This is a genomic window from Aliihoeflea sp., from assembly GCF_052435475.1.
Taxonomy (GTDB): domain Bacteria; phylum Pseudomonadota; class Alphaproteobacteria; order Rhizobiales; family Rhizobiaceae; genus Aliihoeflea.
The window spans coordinates 23,728-45,808 of record NZ_JBQVMV010000004.1 but is presented as its reverse complement, the minus strand read 5'-3'; the positions used below and the strand labels follow the sequence as shown (position 1 = coordinate 45,808).

The 22,081-nt window shown below is 66.3% G+C and carries 21 protein-coding genes; 15 read left to right on the top strand and 6 right to left on the bottom strand.

The annotated features are described in order from the left end of the window. The 5 genes from ACT6QU_RS07115 to ACT6QU_RS07095 all read left to right on the top strand — a co-directional run bounded on the left by ACT6QU_RS07115 (position 1) and on the right by ACT6QU_RS07095 (position 4,996). On the top strand, positions 1–675 hold the full coding sequence (locus ACT6QU_RS07115) for an ABC transporter ATP-binding protein (RefSeq protein WP_444563489.1): 675 nt from the start codon (positions 1–3) through the stop codon (positions 673–675). Next, positions 675–2,153: an aldehyde dehydrogenase family protein gene (locus ACT6QU_RS07110; RefSeq protein ID WP_444563488.1), complete on the top strand. Its 1,479-nt coding sequence runs from the start codon at positions 675–677 to the stop codon at positions 2,151–2,153. Before ACT6QU_RS07115 ends, ACT6QU_RS07110 begins: the two co-directional genes overlap by 1 nt. Before the next feature lie 62 nt (positions 2,154–2,215). Next, complete coding sequence (locus ACT6QU_RS07105) at positions 2,216–2,962, top strand: glucose 1-dehydrogenase (RefSeq protein ID WP_024588232.1); 747 nt, start codon at positions 2,216–2,218, stop codon at positions 2,960–2,962. Between the two features lie 112 nt (positions 2,963–3,074). Continuing rightward, the gene (locus ACT6QU_RS07100; protein ID WP_444563487.1) at positions 3,075–4,133 is read left to right on the top strand and encodes a cyclase family protein; all 1,059 of its coding nucleotides are present in this window, start codon (positions 3,075–3,077) and stop codon (positions 4,131–4,133) included. Positions 4,134–4,261: 128 nt separating this feature from the next. Next, positions 4,262–4,996 (top strand): FadR/GntR family transcriptional regulator, encoded by a 735-nt coding sequence (locus ACT6QU_RS07095; protein WP_444563486.1) that lies wholly within the window; start codon positions 4,262–4,264, stop codon positions 4,994–4,996. Here the strand turns inward: ACT6QU_RS07095 and ACT6QU_RS07090 are convergent. From ACT6QU_RS07090 to ACT6QU_RS07070, 5 genes are all read right to left on the bottom strand, one after another. After that, positions 4,986–5,525: a TRAP transporter small permease gene (locus tag ACT6QU_RS07090; protein ID WP_444563485.1), complete on the bottom strand. Its 540-nt coding sequence runs from the start codon at positions 5,523–5,525 to the stop codon at positions 4,986–4,988. The two genes, ACT6QU_RS07095 and ACT6QU_RS07090, sit on opposite strands and share 11 nt — an antisense overlap. Before the next feature lie 9 nt (positions 5,526–5,534). Further along, positions 5,535–6,839, bottom strand: a complete 1,305-nt coding sequence (locus ACT6QU_RS07085; protein WP_444563484.1) for a TRAP transporter large permease subunit — start codon at positions 6,837–6,839, stop codon at positions 5,535–5,537. Between the two features lie 58 nt (positions 6,840–6,897). Then, positions 6,898–7,986: a hypothetical protein gene (locus tag ACT6QU_RS07080; RefSeq protein WP_444563483.1), complete on the bottom strand. Its 1,089-nt coding sequence runs from the start codon at positions 7,984–7,986 to the stop codon at positions 6,898–6,900. A 181-nt stretch (positions 7,987–8,167) separates the two neighbouring features. Next, positions 8,168–9,766 carry a class I adenylate-forming enzyme family protein gene (locus tag ACT6QU_RS07075; RefSeq protein WP_444563482.1) on the bottom strand — a complete coding sequence of 533 codons (1,599 nt, stop codon included), beginning with the start codon at positions 9,764–9,766 and terminating at the stop codon, positions 8,168–8,170. Positions 9,767–9,830: 64 nt separating this feature from the next. Next, a complete protein-coding gene (locus ACT6QU_RS07070; RefSeq protein ID WP_444563481.1) occupies positions 9,831–10,619 on the bottom strand; it encodes an SDR family NAD(P)-dependent oxidoreductase in 789 nt (262 codons plus the stop codon). A gap of 142 nt (positions 10,620–10,761) precedes the next feature. On the opposite strand from ACT6QU_RS07070, the gene ACT6QU_RS07065 reads away from it, so the two are divergent. Next, positions 10,762–11,904, top strand: a complete 1,143-nt coding sequence (locus ACT6QU_RS07065; protein WP_444563480.1) for a CaiB/BaiF CoA transferase family protein — start codon at positions 10,762–10,764, stop codon at positions 11,902–11,904. Here the strand turns inward: ACT6QU_RS07065 and ACT6QU_RS07060 are convergent. Continuing rightward, a complete protein-coding gene (locus ACT6QU_RS07060; protein ID WP_444563479.1) occupies positions 11,899–12,864 on the bottom strand; it encodes a LysR substrate-binding domain-containing protein in 966 nt (321 codons plus the stop codon). The two genes, ACT6QU_RS07065 and ACT6QU_RS07060, sit on opposite strands and share 6 nt — an antisense overlap. A 108-nt stretch (positions 12,865–12,972) precedes the next feature. On the opposite strand from ACT6QU_RS07060, the gene ACT6QU_RS07055 reads away from it, so the two are divergent. The 9 genes from ACT6QU_RS07055 to cysD all read left to right on the top strand — a co-directional run bounded on the left by ACT6QU_RS07055 (position 12,973) and on the right by cysD (position 22,079). Next, entirely contained in the window at positions 12,973–14,145 is a 1,173-nt protein-coding gene (locus tag ACT6QU_RS07055; RefSeq protein ID WP_444563478.1) for an acyl-CoA dehydrogenase family protein, read from the top strand. A gap of 8 nt (positions 14,146–14,153) precedes the next feature. Further along, the gene (locus ACT6QU_RS07050; protein WP_444563477.1) at positions 14,154–14,987 is read left to right on the top strand and encodes an FAS1-like dehydratase domain-containing protein; all 834 of its coding nucleotides are present in this window, start codon (positions 14,154–14,156) and stop codon (positions 14,985–14,987) included. Between the two features lie 3 nt (positions 14,988–14,990). Beyond that, on the top strand, positions 14,991–16,289 hold the full coding sequence (locus ACT6QU_RS07045; protein WP_444563476.1) for an MmgE/PrpD family protein: 1,299 nt from the start codon (positions 14,991–14,993) through the stop codon (positions 16,287–16,289). A 136-nt stretch (positions 16,290–16,425) separates the two neighbouring features. Then, positions 16,426–17,445, top strand: a complete 1,020-nt coding sequence (locus ACT6QU_RS07040) for a sulfate ABC transporter substrate-binding protein (protein ID WP_444563475.1) — start codon at positions 16,426–16,428, stop codon at positions 17,443–17,445. 3 nt (positions 17,446–17,448) lie between these two features. After that, the gene (cysT, locus tag ACT6QU_RS07035) at positions 17,449–18,312 is read left to right on the top strand and encodes a sulfate ABC transporter permease subunit CysT (protein ID WP_444836574.1); all 864 of its coding nucleotides are present in this window, start codon (positions 17,449–17,451) and stop codon (positions 18,310–18,312) included. Then, positions 18,302–19,192, top strand: a complete 891-nt coding sequence (gene cysW, locus ACT6QU_RS07030) for a sulfate ABC transporter permease subunit CysW (RefSeq protein ID WP_051375922.1) — start codon at positions 18,302–18,304, stop codon at positions 19,190–19,192. The genes cysT and cysW overlap by 11 nt, the downstream gene beginning before the upstream one ends. Before the next feature lie 14 nt (positions 19,193–19,206). Continuing rightward, the gene (locus tag ACT6QU_RS07025; protein ID WP_444563473.1) at positions 19,207–20,247 is read left to right on the top strand and encodes a sulfate/molybdate ABC transporter ATP-binding protein; all 1,041 of its coding nucleotides are present in this window, start codon (positions 19,207–19,209) and stop codon (positions 20,245–20,247) included. A gap of 111 nt (positions 20,248–20,358) precedes the next feature. Then, positions 20,359–21,129, top strand: coding sequence for a phosphoadenylyl-sulfate reductase (locus tag ACT6QU_RS07020; protein WP_444563472.1), 771 nt, complete (start codon positions 20,359–20,361; stop codon positions 21,127–21,129). After that, entirely contained in the window at positions 21,126–22,079 is a 954-nt protein-coding gene (gene cysD, locus ACT6QU_RS07015; protein WP_444563471.1) for a sulfate adenylyltransferase subunit CysD, read from the top strand. The genes ACT6QU_RS07020 and cysD overlap by 4 nt, the downstream gene beginning before the upstream one ends. The last annotated feature ends 2 nt before the right edge of the window (positions 22,080–22,081 follow it).

Here is a 22,081-nt window from a genome sequence, read left to right as displayed (position 1 = left end):
ATGCTAGACCTGCAGAACCTTCACGTCTCGATCGCCTCGACGCCGATCCTGCGCGGCGTCAACCTGTCGGTCGGCCATGGCGAGACGGTCGCGTTCGTCGGCCGCAACGGCGCCGGCAAGACGACGACGCTGCGCGCGACGATGGGTCTCGTCGCCTCGACAGGCGACATCGTGCTCGACGGCAGGGCGATCGACAAGGTCCCCGCGCATGAGCGTCCCGGCCTCGGCATCGGCTACGCGCCGGAGGATCGGCGCCTCTTCTCCGCCTTCACGGTGGAAGAGAACATCCGCCTGCCCGCGCGCGTTGCCAATCTGTCGGGCGACGAGACCAAGCGCCGGCTCGACCGCGTCTATTCGATCCTGCCGGAGTTGAAGGAGATGGGCCCTCGCCCCGCCGGCTCGGTTTCGGGCGGACAGGGCAAGATGGTGGCGCTCGGCCGCGCGCTGATGCTCGGCACCAAGCTTGTGCTACTCGACGAGCCCTTTCAGGGCCTAGCCCCGGTTCTCGCCAATCGCTATGCGGAGGCCCTGCGGGCCTTGCGCGATCAGGACAGGTCCTTGTCCCTGATCATCACCGAATCCAATCCGGGCCTGCTCAAGAGTTTCGCCGAGCGGATCGTCACGATCGAGCGCGGTGAGATCCAGCAGTCCGAACTCGTGGAGGCCGTTCACTGATGAACATCCAGTCCAAACCCGCCGCCGGCCAGATCATGGAAGCCAAGGGCATCTTCGTCGACAACAAATGGCACGCGAACGAAACGGGCGGGACGGTCGACGTCTACGCACCGGCGACCGGCGCCGTCGTCGCGCGCATCGCGGCCGGCAGCGCGGGCGATGTCGACCGTGCCTACAAGGCCGCCCGCCGCGCTTTCGAGGAAGGCGCATGGGGCCGGCTCACCGCCGTCGAGCGGGGGCGGCTTCTCCTGAAGCTGTCGCGCGCGATCGAGGATCATGCCGACGAACTCACCGCGCTCGAAGCGCTCGACTGCGGCAAGCCGCTGAAGCAGGCCCGCGCCGACATCGTCGCCTGCGCGCGCTATTTCGAGTTCTATGGTGGCGCCGCCGACAAGGTGCATGGCGACACGATCCCATTCCTCAACGGCTATCTGGCGCTGACCGAGCGCGTGCCGCACGGCGTCACCGGACAGATCATTCCCTGGAACTATCCCGCGCAGATGTTCGGCCGCACGCTCGGCCCGGCGCTCGCGGTCGGCAACGCCATCGTGATGAAGCCGGCGGAAGATGCCTGCCTGACGCCGCTGCGGCTGGCAGAACTGGCCGCTGAAGTCGGTTTCCCGGAAGGCGCGATCAACATCGTGCCGGGCACCGGCGAAGAGGCCGGCGCGGCGCTCACCGCCCATCGCGGCTTCGACTTCCTGTCCTTCACCGGCAGCCCGGAAGTCGGCACGATGGTGCAGATCGCGGCGGCGAAGAACCATATCGGCTGCACGTTGGAGCTGGGCGGCAAGTCGCCTCAGGTGGTCTTCGCCGATGTCGATCTCGATGCGGCGCTGCCCTCGCTCGTCAACGCCATCGTCCAGAATGCCGGCCAGACCTGCTCGGCCGGCTCGCGTCTCTTGGTCGAAAAATCCGGCTATGACCGCATCGTCGGCGCCGTCGCCGAACGGTTCGCCAAACTCACCGCCGGCACGCCGGACATGGACCTCGACCTCGGCCCGGTCATCAATCCCGGTCAGAAGCGCCGCGTCGAGCGTTTCTGCGGCAATGCCGGCAATGACGGCATCGAGGTGATCGCCGAGGGCAGCATCGCCGATGGCGTTCCCGAAGGCGGCTACTATGTCGCGCCTAAAATGTTCGGCCGCGTGCCGCGCGACAATGCGCTGGCGCTCGACGAAGTATTCGGGCCAGTCCTCTCCGTCATCCCGTTCGAGGACGAGGCGGACGGCGTGGCGCTTGCCAACGGCACCGATTACGGCCTCGTCGCAGGCGTGTGGACCCAGAACGCCAATCGCGCGACCCGCGTCGCCCGCAAGGTCCGCGCCGGCCAGGTCTACGTCAACGCCTATGGCGCAGGCGGCGGCATCGAGCTTCCCTTCGGCGGCATGAAGAAGTCCGGCCATGGCCGCGAGAAAGGCTTCGAGGCGCTGAAGGACCTCTCCGTGGTCAAGACCATCGTCGTCAAGCACGACTAGATGCCATCGTTTCGGGCGGCGACGTGCCGCTCCACCATCGATTTTGAAGGAAAGAACTGATTATGCGTTTGCAGGGAAAGACGGCACTGGTGACGGGCGGAGCCTCCGGCTTCGGGGCGGAGATCGCGGCGACATTCGCGCGTGAGGGCGCCCGCGTCACCATCATGGATCTGAACGAAGCCGGTGCGAAGGCTCAGGCCGAAGCCTGCGGCAATGGCGCCGTTGCCGTCGGCGGCGACGTGACGAAGGCCGCCGACATCAAGCGTGCCGTGGAAGCCGCCACGCAGGGCGGCCGGCTCGACATCGTCGTCAACAATGCTGGCTGGACCCACCGCAACAAGCCGATCATGGAGGTGACGGAAGACGAGTTCGACAAGGTCTACGCGATCAACGTCAAGTCGATCTTCCACATGACGGCGGCGACCATTCCGGTCATGCGCGCGCAGGGCGGCGGGGCGATCATCAATGTCGGCTCGACCGCCGGCATCCGGCCGCGTCCGGGCCTCACCTGGTACAATTCGACCAAGGGCGCGGTGAACCTGCTTTCGCGTTCGATGGCCGTCGAGCTTGCGCCCGACAAGATCCGCGTCAACTGCGTCGCTCCGGTCATGGGCGCGACCGGTCTCCTGTCCGCCTTCATGGGCGTCGAGGACACGCCGGAAAACCGCGCGAAATTCGTCTCGACGATTCCGCTCGGCCGCATGTCGACGCCGAAGGACATCGCCAATGCGTGCCTCTATTTGGCATCCGACGAGGCCGAGTTCATCACCGGCGTCATCCTCGAAGTGGATGGCGGCCGCACGATCTGACGAGAAGCGAGGAGGGCAGGCACAGACAGGAACGAAGACGAAAATGCCAATTGACTAGCCTTGCGGGGCCGGCGACCGCCTCCCCGCCATGATTTCGTCAGGGAGGACGAACATGTTTTCGCATTCATACCGCCTGCCCCTTCTGGCGCTCGCATCCGCGGCGCTGATCTCGACCGGCGCGCTTGCGCAGGACACCGACACCGAAGACGATGCGGCGCCGCAGGCCGCGCAGGAAGAAAGCGCGGCGCCGGCAGATGCCTCTGCAGCCGAGGAATGGCCCGCCAACGCGCCCGACGCGCCAGAATGGTGCAAGTCGAAATGGGGCCCGGAGGACCAGATCGGCGCGGCCAATCTGCTGTCGCCGGAACTCGCGCTTGCGGCCGCCGAACTCGTCACTGAAGGCAAGACCTATTCGCTCGGCGTCGAGGTCAACAAGGACACGCCCGCCTTCGGTCCGCGCTCCTGGGCGCTGGTCATCAACCAGCCGGGCCAGACCGGCGGCGTCGGGCTTGGGCCGACCAACACCAACTACAATGACGACATCTATATGGGCTATGTCGGCACCGGCTCGCAGATCGACGGGCTGGGGCATATCGGCGTCAACAACGTCTACTACAACTGCCACAAGAACAGCCTCTTCGTGCAGGCCGACGGGCTGACGAAGCTCGGCATCGAGAAGGTGCCGAACATCGTCACGCGCGGCGTCGTCCTCGACATGACCGACCATTTCGGCGAGGAGGTGCTGGCCGAAGGCACCGCCTTCAACAGCGCCGAAATCCAGGCGCAGGCGGAGAAGCAGGGCGTCGAGATCCGCGAGGGCGACGTGGTGCTGTTCTATACGGGCTGGCTGTCGCTCGTCGGCAACGACGATGAGCGCTACATTACCTCCGAACCCGGTCTCGGCCTCGACGGCGCGCGCTGGCTCGCCGAGCAGAACGTGATCGCGGTCGGCGCCGACACCTGGGGGCTGGAGGTCATTCCCTTCGAGGAAGGCACCGGCGTCTTCGAGGTCCATCAGGAGTTGATCGCGAAGAACGGCATCTACATCCTGGAGAACATGAACACGGAGGAACTCGTCGCTGACGGCGTGTCCGAATTCATGTTCGTTCTCGGCCATTCGAAGATGACGGGCGGCGTCCAGGCCATCATCAACCCGACGGCTATTCGCTAGATCGCGGCAGGGCGGCCCGACACGGCCGCCCTCCTCACTCCAAGCTGACCGATTGTCGGACAAAAACTTGCCTGCTGCACCCGGATTCGTGCTAGATCGAATCCGGATCGAGTGCGGAGCGGGACGCGTTGGAAATCGAGAAACTGAAAGTGCCGCCGGCCTATCAGGCCGTATCGACGGAACTGCAGAAGCACATTCTTTCGGGCGCGCTGAAGCCCGGCGAGCCCCTGCCGAGCGAAATCGAGCTCGCGGCGAAGTTCGGCGTCAACCGCTCGACGGTGCGCGAGGGCATCCGCCAGCTCGAAAGCGAGGGGCTGGTGCGGCGCGAGGGGCGCAAGCGCCTTCTCGTCACCGTGCCGCATTCGGCCGATCTCGCCCCGCGCACGACACGCGCTCTCGTCATGCACGAGGTGACGTTCCATGAATTGTGGGAGGTCGCGATGGTGCTCGAGCCGCTGGCCGCACAGCTTGCGGCGGACGTGGCGACCGACGCGCAGATCGCCGCTCTCAAGGCCAATCTCGACGCCACTGCCGCCATCGTCGAACGCGGCATCTCGCCCGGCAAGCTCGACCTCGAATTTCATTCGCTCGTTTCGGCGGCGGCCGCGAATAAGGTTCTGCTCCTGTCGCGGGAGCCGGTCGGCCTCCTGCTCTATCCTGCTTTCGAAACCTTCCAGATGCAGTTGCCGCAGGCGGCACGCCGCCTCGTGGATGCCCATCGCGAGGTGGTGGCGGGCATCGAACGGCGCGACGGGGCGCATGCCGAATTGTGGATGCGCAAGCATGTTGCGGATTTGAAGCGCGGATGGGAACTCGCCGGCCTCAGCATCGACCAGCGCATCGAGCCGGGCGTCACCCCGTAGGGGCGTGCCCGTTCGCCGCATCGTCCTCGCGCCCGCGCGCCAGGGCCCGGCCGTCGCGAATGAGCGTCGCAATCATCTCGATGATCATCAGCCCGAAGGCCAGCGGCACCATCATCAACAGCGGCCAGAGCGGATAGTAGTCCGAGCCGATCTGCATCGTGCGGGCGCTCGCGAAACCCGCCCAGGCAAACTTGCCGACATACCAGGTCAAAAGAAGGAAGATCGCGAGTTCGATCGCGATGACGAAGAGCGCGAGAAGCTTGCGGGCCGCGAAGGGAAGGGCGTCGGCGAGGATTTCGAGCTTCGGGAACACGCCCTCGCGATGGGCCAGCGGCAGGGCCCAGAAGATCAATAGCGGGAAGACCACCCGCTCGATGATGTTGTAGGCGCCCGGCACGAGGTCGGTCTGGAGCACGTAGCGGCCGAAGACGCTGATCACGGTGATCATCATCATCACGAACAGGCACAGGCCCGCTCCGATCGAGGCCATGCCCCATTCGAACTTTCCAAGGCCGCGATAGAGGTTCATCGAAGGCTCCTAGCGGATATGGCTTGGCAGCCAGGTGACGAGACCCGGCACGAAGATCATCGCGCCGCCGACGACGATCGCCGCGACGACCGCGAACTGGGTCGCCGGGCGAAACACCTGCGCCACCGGATAGCGCGCGGCGGCCGATGCGGCATAGGCGGACAGGCCGACCGGCGGGGTCAAAAGGCCGAGTGCGATCATGAAGCTTGCCATCACGCCGAACCAGAGGAGATCGATGCCTGCCGCCTGCAGGATCGGCAGGACGATCGGAACGATCAAGAGGATGACCGCCGCCGATTCGAGGATCATCCCGGCGATAAAGAGCAGGAACAGGAGCAGCGCCGCGATGATGCCGGGGCTTGCCAGAAGCGGTTCGGCAAGGGCGAGAAGTTCGCGCGGCACGCGCGAGATCGACAGGAAGCGGGCGAAGATCTGTGCGCCGATCACCAGCATCATCAGCATCGCGGTGATCTTGACCGAATCGGCGAGCGCATGGGCCAGGTCGCCGATGCCGATACGGCGCATGAATGTCAGGCCGATAAGCGCCGTGAAGGCGCCGATGGCGCCGGCCTCGCCGACCGTGATGACGCCGCCATATATGCCGCCGAAGACGACCACCATCAGGAAAACCAGAAAGGCGCTGGCCGCAAAGCTCGATCCGCCGACGTGATCGGCCCCCGCCGGCGCGATCCCTTCGGTGGCTCCCGGCGTCACTTCGCCGAACAGGCGGATGCAGACGACATAGACCAGCAGGCACAGGAGGCCCGGTCCGAGAAGGCCGATGAAGAGCTGGCCGATCGGCACTGTGGTGATCGATCCGTAGATGATGACGATCAGGCTCGGCGGTATGACCGCCGACAGCGAGCCGGCGACGGCCGCAAGTCCGATCGCGAAGCGGCGCGTATAGCCGACGCGTTCGAGTTCGGGGCCGGCGAGGGTCGCCAGCGCCGCCGCGCTAGCCGAACCCGATCCCGACACCGCGCCCAGCATGCCACCGGTCACCAGCGTCGCCACCCCGAGCGGAAAGCGGCGGTAGCCGGACAGGCGATGGCCGACGCGGAAGAGATCGACGATCAGCCCGCCGCGCATCAAAAGCTGCGCCATCAGGAGGTAGAGCGGGATGATCGACAGCGAATAGGACGAGGCGGTGAAGAAGATGTCCTGGCCCAGAATGCCCTGGAAGAGCTGCGGTCCGACCCACAGATACATGCCCAGAAGGCCGGCGCCGAACAGCACCGTGGCGACGTTCTGCCCGAGGAGGAGGAAGGCTGCGAACCAGAAGGCGACGAACCACAAGGCGAGGCTGTGCGACACTTGGCAACATCCGTTGGTCGAGGGAAGGAGACGGCGCCGGAGCGCCGTCTTCAAGACGTCAAAGCTCGAGGAATTCGGCGACGCCGGCGGGCAGTTCGCCGCCCTCCTCGACGACCAGTTCGGCCCAGCGCTTGGCGGTGGCACGGCCGGGGTGACCGGCGGCCTCCGTCTGCTCCACCCAGGTCTGCCAGGTGTTTGTCGAAGCCATGGCGATGTGGTCCTGCATTTCCTGCGACATGTCGGTGATCGGCGTGAAGACCGAGCCTGCGCCCGCGGCCTCTTCCTGCACCTCGATGTCCTGCGCGTCGATGCCGGCGGCGTTCTGCATCGCGATGTCGCGCGCGACCCGGTCCCAGGTTTCCTGCTGCTCGGGCGTCAGCGTCTCCCAGGTCGCGTTGTTGATCGCCAGATAGCTGCCCCAGTGGCCAACGGCGACACCGGTGATCGTGTGGGTCAGCACGTCCTGGAGCGAATAGGAGCGCCAGTCGCCGATCGACAGGATCGTGCCTTCGACCGTTCCGCGCGACAGCGCCTCATAGGATGCGGAAGACGGCATCGTCACCGGCGTGACGCCCAGTTCGTTGAGGAAGATGGTGTGCAGTGCCGACCCCGCACGCATCGGCTTGCCGCTCAACCCGGAGACCGAATCCGGATTTTCGCCGGCAAAGGAAATCGCATAGGCCGCAGTCGTCGCCACCGGCCAGGCGCGAATTTCCTTCGGTTCGATCTCGTACTGATAGAAGGTCTTGCCGTCCGCCAGCTCGGTGTCGTCGTCCATCAGCTTCAGGAAGGCGCGGGTCATCAGCTCGGAATTGGTGCCGATGGTGGGAAGCTGGGTCACGTCGGAAAGCGGAAAGGTCCCCTCGTGATAGGGCGCCAGCAGCGGCGCCGCGACGGCGACCGTCCCGCCCTGCAGCGCGTCGAGCTCGCGGCCGACCGAGGTCAGCTCGCCGGCATAGAAGCGCGTGAAGGCGATCTCGCCATTGGTCTCGGCCTCGATGGCGTCGGCGAAGGGGTCCATGTGCTGGCCGACCCAGAAATGAACCTGCGGCAGCGAGGCCGAGATCATCAGATTGGTCTGCGCGAGTGCGGCGCCGGACCACAAGGTGGCGGAGGCAAGCACCGCCCATTTCGCGAGTTTCGTCATGTTTCCTCCCTGAGTGATAGATTGCGGGTCGTTTCCCGCCTTCACGTGATCAAGGCCCGATCGCGCGTCATTTCCGTCTTAGAAGTGCGCTTCTCCCGGCCTGCAAGCGTCGCCGCCTCCTCCCAGAGGCACTTATCGGAATGTCCGACATTCCAACATTGACACCCGGCCTCGCGACTTGTCAACGCGCGGCAGCGACATCGTCCGCCGGCAGCATCTGGCGCAGCGACGTCTTCAGAATCTTGCCGTTCGGGTTGCGCGGCAGGGGGCCTTCGAGGAACGTGATCGCATCCGGCACCTTGTAATCGGACAGGCGCTCCGCGCAGTAGGCGCGGATGGCTTGCATATCCGCAGCCCCGGGGCGGGCGACGATGAAGGCGTGGACCTTTTCGCCGAGAACCGGATCGGGGCGGCCGACGACCGCGCTCTCGATCACCGCCGGATGGCGCGACAGGACGCTCTCGACCTCGATGCAATAGACCTTGAAGCCGGCCCGGTTGATCATGTCCTTCTTGCGGTCGAAGACGTGGACATAGCCTTCGGCATCCACCGAACCAACATCGCCGGACACCCAGTAGCCATCGATGAAGCCGGCAGCGTCGGCCTCCGGATTTTCCCAGTAGCCGGGCACCACCATCGCGCCCGCGATCATCAGCTCGCCGCTTTCGCCCGGCGCCACTTCGCGGCCGTGCTCGTCGACGATGAGGATGTCGCAGCCCGCGACCGGCCGGCCGACGGCTTTCGGATGGGCGGCGATGTCGCCGATCGGCAGGATCGTCGCAGGAGACGTGGTCTCGGTCGAGCCGTAGCAGTTGACGAGGTTGAGCGAAGGCGCCGCCCCGGCGAGGCGATCGATCGTCGCCTGCGGCATCGGTGCCCCGCCGAAGCCGGCAATGCGCCAGTGCGACAGGTCGAAGCCGGCGAAGTCGGGGTCGAGCAGGCACAGATTGTACATTGCCGGGACCATGATGGTGAAGGTCGCCTTCTCCCGCGCCACGACTTCGAGGAAATGCCGCGCCTTGAAGGCCGGCAGCATCACCGTCGTGCCGCCGGCGCGGATCATGGTGAGAAGAACGGCGACGAGACCGGTGACGTGCGAGGCCGGGACGGCGAGCAGCCCGACATCGGCCGGGGTCAGCGCCAGCGCGGAGGCGTAGTTGATCGTCGAGTGGATAGTCGAGAAGTGGGTCAGCTTCGCGCCCTTCGGCCGTCCGGTCGTCCCCGACGTGTAGAGAAGGCAAAAGACGTCGTCCTCGGCCACTTGCGGGAACGACGCGGCAGCGGCCGGCCGCGCCAGATCCTCGTAAGGCACGTCCGGTCCCTGCCCGACGACGCAGCGCATCCGCAGATCCGGCACCTCATCCTCCGCCGGCAGGTTGGCGGCGTGATCGGCATCATAGACCAGCGCCGCGGCGCGACACTGGTTGAGAACGAACTCGATTTCCGGCCGCCGCTGCCGCGTGTTCATCGGCACCACGATCAGGCCCGCGCGCGCCGCAGCCAGCACGCATTCGAGGAAGGCGAAGCCGTTCTCGAGAAGGAGCGCGATCCGGTCGCCCTTGCCCAGTCCCCGCGCGACCAGATTTGCCGCGACGGCCTCGACCCGCGCATCGAGCGCCGCATAGCTCATGCGCTCCGCATCCATCACGATCGCGTCACGCTCCGGCGCGGCGGCGACCGCGGCGCGGAACATCGCGTCGATATAAGGGGGCCTGTCGACGAAGGCGCGCACCATCCGGCTGCCGTAATGCACCTCGTGGCGGGTCTGCGGATAGGCCATCTGTTCCTCCGTTCCGGCGCGTCCGTGCCGAAGCTAGGCTAAGTCGGAATGTCCGACAACGGGTTCATTTCGAGACCTTCGCGCCACGGCCGAGCAGGAAACCGGCATCCACCGGCATCAGTTGGCCCGTCATCTTGCGAGCGTCGCAGACGAGGAAGGCGACGACGTCCGCGACGTCGTCGGCCGTGCAGATGTCGTCCAGCGCCGATTGTGCGGCGAAGTTTTCCCTCACCTTCGCGAAGGCTTCGCTGCCCAGCCCCGCCTCGAGCCACCGCGTGTCGAGAAGGCCCGGCAGGACCGTATTCACCCGTACCTTCGGCGCCAGAAGTCGCGCCATGGTCAGCGTCAGCGTGTTGAGCGCGCCCTTCGAGGCGATGTAGGCGATCGAACTGCCATTGCCGTTGACGCCGGCGATGGACGAGACGTTGACGACCGCCCCCGCTCCGCTCGCGCGCAGCGGATCTGCCGCCGCGCGCATCATCTGGTAGGGGCCGATCAGGTTGACGGCATAGACGCGCTGGAAATCCTCCGCATTCTGCACCTCGAGGTCGTCGAGCGCGGCGAACTGCGTCGCGCCGGCGCTGTTGACGAGGGCGTCGAGCCGTCCGAACCGCGACAGCGTGTCGGCGACCAGTCGCCGGCAGTCGGCGTCGTCCGCGACCGAACCCTGCAGCGCGATCGCTTCCGCGCCGGAATCGTGCAGGGTGCCGACCGTCGTTTCCGCCTCGCTCGCGCTGCGACTGTAATTGATCGCGACGTCGAAGCCGCGTGCCGCCAGCGCGCGGGCGGATGCCGCGCCGACGCCGGTTCCGCCGCCGGTGATCAGGGCGACCTTGCGTCGTCCGTCCGTCATGTCACGCTCCCCATATCGGCATTCCAGCAGTTTCGCCGTTCCCGTCAAAACAGAATGTTATAGGCCAGATAGCGCATAAGTATTGGCGCCGGCGGGCTTTGGCGACCACCATCGAAGCCGGAAAAATCGGAGGTACAATCGTATGAGGCCACTCGACGGTCTTCTCGTCGTCGCGCTCGAACAGGCGGTCGCAGCCCCTTATGCCTCCGAACGGCTGGCGGAGGCAGGGGCACGCGTCATCAAGCTGGAGCGCGCCGAAGGCGATTTCGCGCGCAAATACGACCGCTTCGCCGAAGGCTCGTCATCCTATTTCGTCTGGCTGAACGGCGGCAAGGAAAGTTGCGTCGTCGATCTGCGCGCGGAAGACGATCTCGCCATGGTGCGCGAGATGCTCGCGGGTGCCGACATCTTCATCCAGAATCTCGCGCCCGGCGCGGCGGCCCGGCTGGGGCTCGGCCACGACGTGCTGCGCGCGGCCAATCCGCGCCTCGTCACCTGCTCGATCTCCGGCTACGGCGCAGAGGGACCGATGGCGACGCGCAAGGCCTATGATCTACTCGTCCAGGCCGAAAGCGGCCTGTCATCGATCACCGGAACCGAACACGGTCCGGCCCGGGTCGGCGTTTCGGTCTGCGACATCGCCACCGGGATGCACGCCTACGAGGCCATTCTCGAGGCACTGATCCTGCGTGGACGGACGGGCGAGGGCACCCATATCGAGGTGTCGCTCTTCCATTCGCTGATGGACTGGATGAACGTGCCGTGGATCGCGCATCGCTACGGCAATTCGGCCCCGAAGCGGCTCGGCCTCGCACATCCGTCCATCGCGCCCTACGGCATCTTCGACGCGGCCGATGGCGAATCCTTCCTGATCTCGATCCAGAACGATGTCGAATGGCACAAGCTCTGCATTGCCGTCCTCGCCCGCCCGGATCTGGCAGCCGACCCCTGCTTCGCCACCAACAACGACCGCGTGGCGCGCAGGGCTGACACCGACGCCGCCGTTCAGGACGCGCTCGGTCGGCTGGCCGGCCACGAGGTCGTCGAGCGCTTGCAGGCGGCGTCGATCGCCTATGGAAAGGTGTCGGAAGTGGCCGATATCGAGGATCATCCGCAGGCGCGTTTCGTCGACCTGGCCGTGCCTGGCGGCGCGATCCGCATGTTCTCGCGCGCGGCGAGTTTCGATGGCGAGGTGCGCGCGCCCGGCCCCGTGCCGCCGCTCGGCAGCCATACCGAGAAGCTGCGCGACGAATTCAGCCCGAAGCGCGGCCGCAAGGCGTCATGAGCCGGCGGGCGCCTTGACGGCGCCGAGGAGTCTTGCATCCCAGACGCCTTCGCCGACGAGCCGCGACAGCATCTCCATCGTCAGGTTCTCGATCGCCTTCGTCGCACTGCTCATCGGCCGATCCGCCGGCGTCGCGACCAGAAGCTGGCGGCGCAGATCGGGTTCGCCGATCCGCCACGACACCAGTCGTCCGGCCTCCGTCTCGGCCTTGATCGCCATGGCCGGCAGGATCGAATAGCCCAGACCCTGCTCGACCAGCGTCTTGATCGGTGCGTAGGAATCGATTTCCGTGCGGGCGTTGAGCGGCGTCTCGCAATGGCTGAGCGCCATTTCGTCGAGCAGGTCGCGCAGGCCGTGGCCGGGGCTCGGGACGATCAAAGGCAGGGCGATGGCATCGGCGTAGCGCACGGCGTCCGCGCCCGGGCGCCGATCGCCGACGGCCATGCCCGGGGCCGCGAACAGGCGCAGTTCTTCCGAAAGCACCGGCGTCAATGCAAGTCCGCGCGTCTCGCGGGCGCGGTAGAGGACGGCGATGTCGACCTTGCCCTCGCGCAGCCAGTCGAAGATGAAGCCGCTCATCGCCTCGGCGATCCTCAGCCTGATCTTCGGGTAGCGCCGCGAAGCCTCGTCGATCAGTCGCGCCGAGAGCACCTGGCTCACCGTTCCCGGCAGGCCGAAGCGGACCTCGCCGGACAGCTCGACCTCGGTGCCGCCGACGATGTCGAAGAGCTGCTCGAAGGATTCGACCACCAGCCGGCCATGTTCGAGAAGCCGCTTGCCGGCCTCGGTCAACTGAACGCCGCGCGAAGAGCGGAAGAGGAGCGTGACCTTCAGGTCCTCCTCGATATTGCGCATGTGCTGGCTCAGGGCCGGCTGCGCGACGTTCAGCCGCTCGGCCGCCTTCGACAGCGAACCTTCCTCGGCGATGGCGATGAAATAGCGCAGGTGCCGCATGTCCATGCCGGCACGATATAATGAAAACCTATCGTCGCTAAAAGGAAATTATCTTTGCCTTAGAGCCCGATCGGGCACAATTTGCAGGCTCCGAGCCCCACTTCAGTGAGACCGATGGATTCCGTTCAGCCCATTTCCGACGACGACCTCGAGCCCATTCGCGAGACGACGCGCGCGCTGTGCCGGCGCTTTCCCGACGCCTATTGGCGCAAGGTCGACCGCGCCCGCGAATACCCGACCGAGTTCGTCACCGCGATGGCGGAAGCCGGGCTGCTCGCCGCGCTGATCCCGGCGGAATATGGCGGTAGCGGCCTGCCCTTGCGTGCCGCGGCGGCCATCCTCGCCGAAGTCCATGCCTCCGGCGCCAACGGGGCCGCGTGCCACGCCCAGATGTACACGATGGGAACGCTCCTGCGGCATGGCAGCGAGGCGCAGAAGCAGAAATACCTGCCGAAGATCGCGAGCGGCGAATTGCGCCTGCAGGCGTTCGGCGTCACCGAACCGGGCGCGGGCACCGACACGCTGTCGATCGCGACGATGGCCGAGAAGCGCGGCGACACTTATGTCGTCAACGGCCAGAAGGTCTGGACCAGCCGTGCCGAGCATTCCGACCTGATGATCCTCCTCGCCCGCACGGCGCCCAAGGGCTCCCTGCCCTCGCGCACGGACGGGTTGTCGGTCTTCATCGTCGACATGAAGGCGGCGCCGAAGGACCAGATGCGGATCACGCCGATCGCGACGATGATCAACCACGCGACGACGGAAATCTTCTTCGACAATCTCGAAATTCCCGCCGACGCGCTGATCGGCGAGGAGCATAAGGGATTTCGCTACATTCTCGACGGCATGAATGCCGAGCGCATCCTGATCGCCGCCGAATGTATCGGCGATTGCCGCTGGTTCATCGAGCGGGCGACGAATTACGCCAAGGAACGCAAAGTGTTCGGTCGTCCGATCGGCCAGAACCAGGGCATCCAGTTCCCGATCGCGCGTAATCATGTCGAGCTGCACGCCGCGCGCCTAGCCGTGCGCCACGCCGCCGAAATGTTCGACCGCGGCGAGCCGTGCGGGCCGGAGGCCAACATGGCCAAGATGCTGGCTTCCGAGGCCTCGTGGCGCGCTGCGGACACCTGCCTGCAGACGCATGGCGGCTTCGGCTTCGCCGAGGAATATGATGTGGAGCGCAAGTTCCGCGAGACGCGCCTCTACCAGATCGCGCCGATCTCGACCAATCTGATCCTCTCCAACGTGGCCGAGAAAGTGCTCGGCCTGCCCCGCTCGTTCTGAAGGCGATCATGACGGATACCAGCGACTGGGTCGGCCGGACCCGTAGCGTCAACGACGACATCGTGCGCTCGCCCGCGACGCGCGCCCGCGCCATGCTCGGCGACTGGTCCACCGCGTTCGCCGAAGGGGATGCGATCCTGCCGCCGCTCTGGCACTGGTTCTATTTTCTCGAAGCGACGCCGCGCGATGAGACCGGCCTCGACGGTCACGCGGCGAAAGGCGGGTTCCTGCCGCCGATCGCGCTGCCGCGGCGCATGTATGCCGGCGGGCGCTTCACCTTTCGGGGCGACCTTGCCTTCGGAGCCGAGGCCGAAAAGCGCTCGACCATCCTGTCGATGACCGAAAAGCAGGGTCGCTCCGGGCCACTCGCCTTCGTCACGGTCCGGCACGAGATCGTGCAGGGCGGCACTGTCGTCGCCACCGAGGAGCATGACATCGTCTATCGCGAGGCGGAGGACCCGGCGGCAGCCAAGCCGCCCGCCCCGCGCGCCGACAAGCCGGTTCTGTCCGAGGAGAGCGTGACGCCCGACGAGGTGACGCTCTTCCGGTTTTCCGCGCTCACCTATAACGGCCACCGCATCCACTACGACCAGCCTTACGTGACCGGCGTCGAGCATTATCCCGGCTTGATCGTCCACGGCCCGCTGGTCGCCATGCTGCTCTTCGAGCGCGCCCGCAGGATCGCAGGCAAGCGGCCGTCCGCCTTCTCGTTCCGGGCGATGTCACCAGTCTTCTGCGGCACCGAAATCCGTCTTGCGGAAGTGGCCGCCGAGACGGGTCTTGCGCTGGAAGCTCGCGACACGGACGATCGCCTCATCATGATCTCGACCACGGAATTCTGACCCATGACGCTGACCCGCGAACTCGTCCGGTTGATCCGCAGCAAGCCCGTCACCGACGCCGACCTCAAACGCGCCGCCGGCTTCGTCGTGGACACGCTCGCCTGCGCCCTTGCCGCGCGCGACACCGCGCCTGCCAAGGCGATCGCGACACTCTCCTCGTGGTCGACGCCCGATGCCGGCCGGCGCGCCTTCTATTTCGGCGGTCTGGCGCACATTCTCGAACTCGATGACCTTCACCGCACCTCCGTCACGCATCCGGGCACCGTCGTCGTGCCCGCCGCCGCCGCACTGGCGGAGACGCTGCGGGCGAGCGGCAGGGACTTCCTGATTTCCGTGCTTCACGGCTATGAGGCCTGCTGCCGGGTCGGCAACGCAGTCGGCAAGGCGCATTATCGCGTCTGGCACAACACCGCGACCTGCGGCACGTTCGGCGCGGCGATAGCGGCCGCGTATCTTCTCGACCTCGACGAAGATCAGGCCGTCTGGGCGCTCGGCAATGCCGGCACGCAATCGGGTGGCGTCTGGGAATTCCTGTCGGCCGGGGCGATGAGCAAGCATCTTCACACCGCCCGCGCGGCCGAATCCGGCGTCATCGCCGCGCTTCTGGCGCGCGAAGGCTTCACCGGCGCGGACACGATCCTGGAAGGCGAGAAGGGCTTCTTCGCGGCGCTTTGCCCGGACCCTGTCCCTGATGCCGTGCTGGCCGATGCGGACGGCCCGTGGGAACTCGTCCAGACCTCGATCAAGCCCTGGCCCTGCTGCCGCCATACGCATCCGGCCATCGACGCCGCGCTGGCGCTCAATTCGCGTCTCGACGGCGCGATGCCCGACGAGATTCGTGTCGAAACCTATCGCGCCGCGCTCGACGTGTGCGACCGGCCGGACCCGACCGAGCCCTATGGCGCGAAATTCTCGCTCCAGCACTGCGTCGCCGAGGCGATCCGGGCCGGCGCCGTCACGACATCGTCCTTCGACGGCAATCACCGCGCCGCTGCGCGCCATTTGCGCGCGATCACGTCGCTCGACGTCGACCCGGCGATCGAGGCCGCCTATCCGGCGGCCTGGGGAGCAAGCGTCAAGGCGCGCGTCGGCGACATCTGGCTCGAGGAGCGCCGCGAGGCCTGCAAGGGCGATCCGGAAAATCCGCTCGAGCGCGAAGAACTGACGGTCAAGGCCGTGGAGCTTCTGGGCCTCGCCGATTTCGATGCCGGCGCCGCACGCGGCCTGATCGACGAGATCTACGGCTTCGCTGACCGCAACGAGCCTGTCTCGACTTTCCAGACCGTCTTCGTACGCGCCTGAACACCGGCGCGCTTTTTGCGTCATTCCGCCGCAATTTGGAACGACCATTCCGAAAGCCCGCCAAGTTTGGTCGCGGGCAGCGTTCCGCCGGGCGGCGACAAGCGTAGGATCGGGGCTGTCAACGGAGGCAGTCGACATGTTCACGCGAAGACATCTTCTCTTCACGGCGGCTCTGGCCGCATCGGTGCAATTTGGCGGATCGGGTTTCGCCTATGCGCAACAGACCATCATCAACGTCTCCTACGATCCGACGCGCGAACTCTATCGTGAGTTCAATGCGGCCTTTGCCGAGCACTGGCAGGGGGAAAAAGGGGAAACGGTCAACATCCAGACCACGCATGGCGGGTCCGGCAGCCAGGCACGCACCGTCATCGACGGGCTCGAGGCGGATGTCGTCACACTGGCGCTCGAAGCCGATATCGACGCCATCGTGTCGAATACCGGCAAGATCCGCGAAGACTGGCGCGGCACGCTCGACAACAACAACGCGCCCTACACCTCGACCATCGTTTTCCTGGTGCGCAAGGGCAATCCGAAGAACCTGACCGATTGGGGCGATCTCGTCGGCGAGGGTGTCGAGGTCATCACGCCCAACCCGAAATCCTCGGGCGGCGCGCGCTGGAACTTCCTCGCCGCCTGGGCCTGGGCGCTCAAGGAACATGGCGGCGACGAAGCGAAGGCGACCGAATACGTCACCGAACTCTTCAAGCACGTACCTGTCCTCGACGGCGCCGCGCGGGGCTCCACCACGACCTTCGTCCAGCGCGGCATCGGCGACGTGCTGCTCGCTTGGGAGAACGAGGCTTTCCTCGCCATCGAGGAGCTCGGGCCCGACCAGTTCGACATCGTCGTCCCGTCGCTCTCGATCCTCGCCGAGCCGCCGGTAGCGGTGGTCGACGCCAATGTCGACGCCAAGGGCACGCGCGAGGTCGCGACCGCCTATCTCGAATATCTCTATTCGGATGTCGGCCAGAACATCGCCGCCCGCAACTTCTACCGCCCGGCAAAACCGGACGTGGTGGAACCGGCCGAACTGGAACGCTTCCCCGATCTCGAACTCGTCACCATCGACGATCTCGGCGGATGGCGGGAGGCGCAGCCGCGCTTCTTCGGCGACGGCGGCGTCTTCGACCAGATCTACCTGCCGGGTCGCTGATCGATGAGTGCGGTGCTTTCAGCGCCGGCGCGCTGGCGCTGGAAGGAGCCGAGCGTGATCCCGGGATTCGGGCTCACATTCGGTTTCACCATCTTCTATCTCTCGCTCCTGATCCTGATCCCGCTCGCGGGGCTGGGCTGGAAATCGGCGTCGCTCGGCTGGACCGAGTTCTGGCGACTGGCGACCGACCCGCGCGTCGTCGCCGCGCTGCGAACCTCGTTCTGGACGTCGGGCTTTGCGGCAAGCGTCAATGTCGTCTTCGGCGTCATCGTCGCCTGGGTGCTGGTGCGCTACCGTTTCCCCGGCCGGCGGCTGATCGATGCGGCGGTCGACCTGCCCTTTGCGCTGCCGACGGCGGTGGCGGGCATCGCGCTCACCGCCATCTACGCGCCGAATGGCTGGGTCGGGCAGTGGCTTCAGCCATACGACATCCGCATCGCCTACACGCCCACCGGCATCGTGATCGCGCTGATCTTCATCGGCCTGCCCTTCGTCGTGCACACCGTCCAGCCGGTGATGGAGGAGATCAGCCGCGAGGTCGAGGAAGCCGCAGCGACCCTCGGCGCCAACCGCTTCCAGACCGTGTGGCGGGTCATCCTTCCCGGCCTCCTGCCGGCGATCCTCACCGGCTTCGCCCTCGCCTTCGGCCGCGCCGTCGGCGAATACGGCTCGGTGCTGTTCATCGCGGGCAACATCCCGTTCGTCTCGGAGATCGCACCGCTTCTGATCGTCATCCGGCTGGAAGAGTTCAACTATCCGGCCGCGACCGCCATCGGCGCGATCATGCTGGTGCTCGCCTTCGTGGTGCTCCTCACCATCAATCTCATTCAGGCCTGGAGCCGCAGGAGGTTCGGTTATGGCGGATAGTCTGGCCTTGCAGGGCTCGTTCGCAGCTACACCCGAGACGCCCTTTCGCGATCCGACCGGCGAGAGCCCGGCGGCGAAATGGGTGCTGATCTCGATCGCCGTCGCCTTTCTGGCGCTGGTTCTCTTCATGCCGCTCGTCGCCGTCTTCGCCGAGGCGCTGCGGCGCGGCTGGCAGGTGGCGCTCGCCTCCATCGTCGAGCCGGATGCGCTCGCCGCGATCAGGCTGACGCTGCTCGTCGCGGCCATCGCCGTGCCGGCCAACCTGGTCTTCGGCGTCGCGGCCGCATGGGCGATCGCCAAGTTCGAGTTCAAGGGCAAGGCGTTCCTGATCACGCTTATCGACCTGCCCTTCTCGGTCTCGCCGGTGATCGCCGGCCTCGTCTACGTGCTGCTCTTCAATGCGCAGAGCTATTTCGGCCCGCTCCTCAACTCCTACGGGCTGCAGATCCTCTTCGCCGTTCCCGGCGTGGTGCTGGCGACGATCTTCGTCACCTTCCCGTTCATCGCCCGCGAACTGATCCCGCTGATGCAGGACCAGGGCACCGGCGACGAGGAGGCGGCGATCTCGCTCGGCGCGTCGGGCTGGCAGGCGTTCCGGCTGGTCACGCTGCCCAACATCAAATGGGGCCTGCTCTACGGCGTTCTCCTCTGCAACGCCCGCGCCATGGGCGAGTTCGGCGCCGTGTCGGTCGTCTCCGGCCGGCTGCGCGGCGAGACCGTCACCATGCCGCTGCAGGTCGAGATCCTCTACAACGAGTACAATTTCGTCGCCGCCTTCGCGGTCGCCTCGCTCCTTGCCGTCCTCGCCCTCGTCACGCTCGTCCTCAAGGCCGTTCTCGAACGCGTCTACGGTCGCGGCGACGGCCTGCGCGGACATTAATCGGGAATCCCTCAATGGAACTTCGCGTCAACTCCATCGACAAGACCTTCTCGGGCTTTCACGCGCTCGACAACGTCTCGCTCGACATCCGCTCCGGCGAACTGATCGCGCTTCTGGGACCTTCGGGGTCCGGCAAGACGACGCTCCTGCGCCTCATCGCCGGGCTCGACTTTCCGACCGGCGGGGCGATCCATTTCGGCGACGAGGACGCGTCGCGCAAGAGCGTGCAGGAGCGCAATGTCGGCTTCGTCTTCCAGCATTACGCGCTCTTCCGGCACATGAACGTCCTCGACAATATCGGTTTCGGGCTGAAGGTGCGGCCCGCTGCCACCCGTCCGCCGAAATCGGAAATCCACCGCCGCGCGCTCGAACTGCTCGACCTCGTCCAGCTTTCGGGCCTCGAAAAGCGCTTCCCCAACCAGCTTTCCGGCGGCCAGCGCCAGCGCGTCGCGCTCGCCCGCGCGCTCGCCATCGAGCCGAAGGTGCTGCTCCTCGACGAGCCCTTCGGCGCCCTCGACGCGCAGGTGCGCCGCGATCTGCGCCGCTGGCTGCGCGAGATCCACGACCGCACCGGCCACACCACCGTCTTCGTCACGCACGACCAGGAGGAGGCGCTGGAACTTGCCGACCGCGTCGTCGTCATGAGCCGCGGCCGGATCGAGCAGGTCGGCTCGGCCGACGACATCTACGACACGCCGAACTCGCCCTTCGTCTACGGCTTTATCGGCGAATCGAGCCGACTTCCGGTTCGCGTCGAGGACGGGCAGGTGTGGCTGGAGGACCGGACCATCGGCCTTGAGGCGCACAACGCGCCCGCCGGTCCGGCTGAGCTCTATTTCCGCCCGCATGACATCGACGTGCTGGAAGGCTGCGGCGGCTGCATCGCCGGCACCGTCACCGCCACGCGCCGGGTCGAGGCGCGCCGGCGCATCGAGCTTGCCGTCGGCGGCCCCGGCCACCGGGTCGAGATCGAACTGCCGGCCGACAGCCCGGTCGCGGAGGGCACGCGCATCGCGTTCCGGCCGCGCGCGTGGAAGCTCTTCCCCGCCCATTGAGGCCGGCAATTGCGCGCTGGCGGCGAAACGGGTTCGAATTTGCTCGCATCCGCGGCAAAATGAGAGCCCGTTTCCTGTCGCGGCGCGGCCCGATCCCGCATCTTTGCAGGCATGACGCACGCACCTGCCGCCATTGCCGCCCTCGCCGACGAACTCAGCTCCCTCGATCTGGAAGCGAGGCTTCAACGCGTGGCGCGCTTTGCCGGCCGCAAGGTCTTCACGACCTCGCTCGGTATCGAGGACCAAATCATCACGGCGGCCATCGCGCGTTCCGGCACGGCGGGCTCTATCGAGATCGTCACGCTCGACACCGGCCGCCTGTTCGACGAAACGCGTACGCTGATCGATGAGACCGAGCGCCGCTTCGCCCTTGCTATCGAGCGCTATCGCCCGGCGCCCATCGACATCGAGACCTACACCGCGCGCTACGGCCTCAACGGCTTCTACGACAGCGTCGAGGCGCGGCACGCCTGCTGTGACATTCGCAAGCTGCGCCCGCTTTCGCTGGCACTCGACAGGGCTGAAATCTGGATCACCGGCGTGCGGCGCGGGCAGTCCGGCGCGCGCGCCGAAACGCCGCTCGCCGAATGGGACGCGCAGCGCGGCCTTCTCAAGGTCAATCCGCTCGCCGACCTGACATTTGACGCGATCAATGCCTATGCGGCGCGCCACGACGTCCCCCTCAACCCGCTCCACGCGCGCGGCTATCCTTCGATCGGCTGCGAGCCGTGCACCCGCGCGATCAAGCCCGGCGAGCCCGAACGCGCCGGGCGATGGTGGTGGGAACAGGACCAGACCCGCGAATGCGGGCTCCACGTCAAGGACGCCGCCTCGCCGATCACCCCGATCTCCTCCCGGAAAGTGCAAGTGCCCGCAACATGACCGCAGCAGCAGCCCGCCTCCAGACCACCGACGACAACAGCCACTCCAGCCGCCTTTCGCCGCATCTCCAGGCCCTTGAGAACGAAGCGATCCACATCTTCCGTGAGGTCGCGGCGGAGTTCGAGCGGCCGGTGATGCTCTATTCGGTCGGCAAGGATTCGTCCGTCCTGCTGCATGTCGCGCGCAAGGCCTTCTGGCCCGAACCGACCCCCTTTCCGCTGCTCCATGTCGATACCGGCTGGAAGTTCTCGCAGATGATCGCCTTTCGCGACCAGACCGCGCGCGACCTCGGTCTCGACCTCAACGTCCATACCAATCCGCGCGGTGCGGCCGAGGGGTTGAGCCCGTTCAAGCACGGCTCATCCTACTTCACCGACGTCATGAAGACCGAGGCGCTGCGCCAGGCGCTGGATGCCGGCCGTTACGACGCAGCCTTCGGCGGTGCGCGGCGCGACGAGGACGCCTCGCGCTCCAAGGAGCGCATCTTCTCCTTCCGCTCGCCCGATCATCGCTGGGACGCGCGCAACCAGCGACCCGAATTGTGGAACCTCTACAATGGCCGCATCGCGCGCGGTGAGAGCGTGCGCGTCTTCCCGCTCTCCAACTGGACCGAGCTCGACGTCTGGCAGTACATCAAGGCCGAGGAAATCCCGATCGTCGATCTCTATTTCGCCAAGCGCCGGCCCTTCGTGCTGCGCGACGGCATGATCATTCTCGCCAAGGACGAGCGGCTGGAGCTCTGGCCTGGCGAGGTGCGCCAGGAAGGCTCGATCCGCTTCCGCACCCTTGGCTGCTTCGCGCTTTCCGGCGGCATCTTCTCCGAAGCCGAGACCATCGACGACATCATCGACGAGATCACCACCGCAACCGTTTCCGAGCGCCAGGGCCGCGCAATCGACCGCGACGAGGCGGGATCGATGGAAAAGAAGAAGCTCGAAGGATATTTCTGACC

Coding starts and splice junctions, on each gene's coding strand:
- ACT6QU_RS07020 (WP_444563472.1), top strand. CDS start 20,359: ATGACGCACGCACCTGCCGCCATTGCCGCCCTCGCCGACGAACTCAGC.
- ACT6QU_RS07075 (WP_444563482.1), bottom strand. CDS start 9,766: ATGGCCTATCCGCAGACCCGCCACGAGGTGCATTACGGCAGCCGGATG.
- cysT (WP_444836574.1), top strand. CDS start 17,449: ATGAGTGCGGTGCTTTCAGCGCCGGCGCGCTGGCGCTGGAAGGAGCCG.
- ACT6QU_RS07080 (WP_444563483.1), bottom strand. CDS start 7,986: ATGACGAAACTCGCGAAATGGGCGGTGCTTGCCTCCGCCACCTTGTGG.
- ACT6QU_RS07070 (WP_444563481.1), bottom strand. CDS start 10,619: ATGACGGACGGACGACGCAAGGTCGCCCTGATCACCGGCGGCGGAACC.
- ACT6QU_RS07100 (WP_444563487.1), top strand. CDS start 3,075: ATGTTTTCGCATTCATACCGCCTGCCCCTTCTGGCGCTCGCATCCGCG.
- ACT6QU_RS07110 (WP_444563488.1), top strand. CDS start 675: ATGAACATCCAGTCCAAACCCGCCGCCGGCCAGATCATGGAAGCCAAG.
- cysD (WP_444563471.1), top strand. CDS start 21,126: ATGACCGCAGCAGCAGCCCGCCTCCAGACCACCGACGACAACAGCCAC.
- ACT6QU_RS07025 (WP_444563473.1), top strand. CDS start 19,207: ATGGAACTTCGCGTCAACTCCATCGACAAGACCTTCTCGGGCTTTCAC.
- ACT6QU_RS07050 (WP_444563477.1), top strand. CDS start 14,154: ATGACGGATACCAGCGACTGGGTCGGCCGGACCCGTAGCGTCAACGAC.
- cysW (WP_051375922.1), top strand. CDS start 18,302: ATGGCGGATAGTCTGGCCTTGCAGGGCTCGTTCGCAGCTACACCCGAG.
- ACT6QU_RS07060 (WP_444563479.1), bottom strand. CDS start 12,864: ATGGACATGCGGCACCTGCGCTATTTCATCGCCATCGCCGAGGAAGGT.
- ACT6QU_RS07040 (WP_444563475.1), top strand. CDS start 16,426: ATGTTCACGCGAAGACATCTTCTCTTCACGGCGGCTCTGGCCGCATCG.
- ACT6QU_RS07045 (WP_444563476.1), top strand. CDS start 14,991: ATGACGCTGACCCGCGAACTCGTCCGGTTGATCCGCAGCAAGCCCGTC.
- ACT6QU_RS07090 (WP_444563485.1), bottom strand. CDS start 5,525: ATGAACCTCTATCGCGGCCTTGGAAAGTTCGAATGGGGCATGGCCTCG.
- ACT6QU_RS07065 (WP_444563480.1), top strand. CDS start 10,762: ATGAGGCCACTCGACGGTCTTCTCGTCGTCGCGCTCGAACAGGCGGTC.
- ACT6QU_RS07105 (WP_024588232.1), top strand. CDS start 2,216: ATGCGTTTGCAGGGAAAGACGGCACTGGTGACGGGCGGAGCCTCCGGC.
- ACT6QU_RS07055 (WP_444563478.1), top strand. CDS start 12,973: ATGGATTCCGTTCAGCCCATTTCCGACGACGACCTCGAGCCCATTCGC.
- ACT6QU_RS07115 (WP_444563489.1), top strand. CDS start 1: ATGCTAGACCTGCAGAACCTTCACGTCTCGATCGCCTCGACGCCGATC.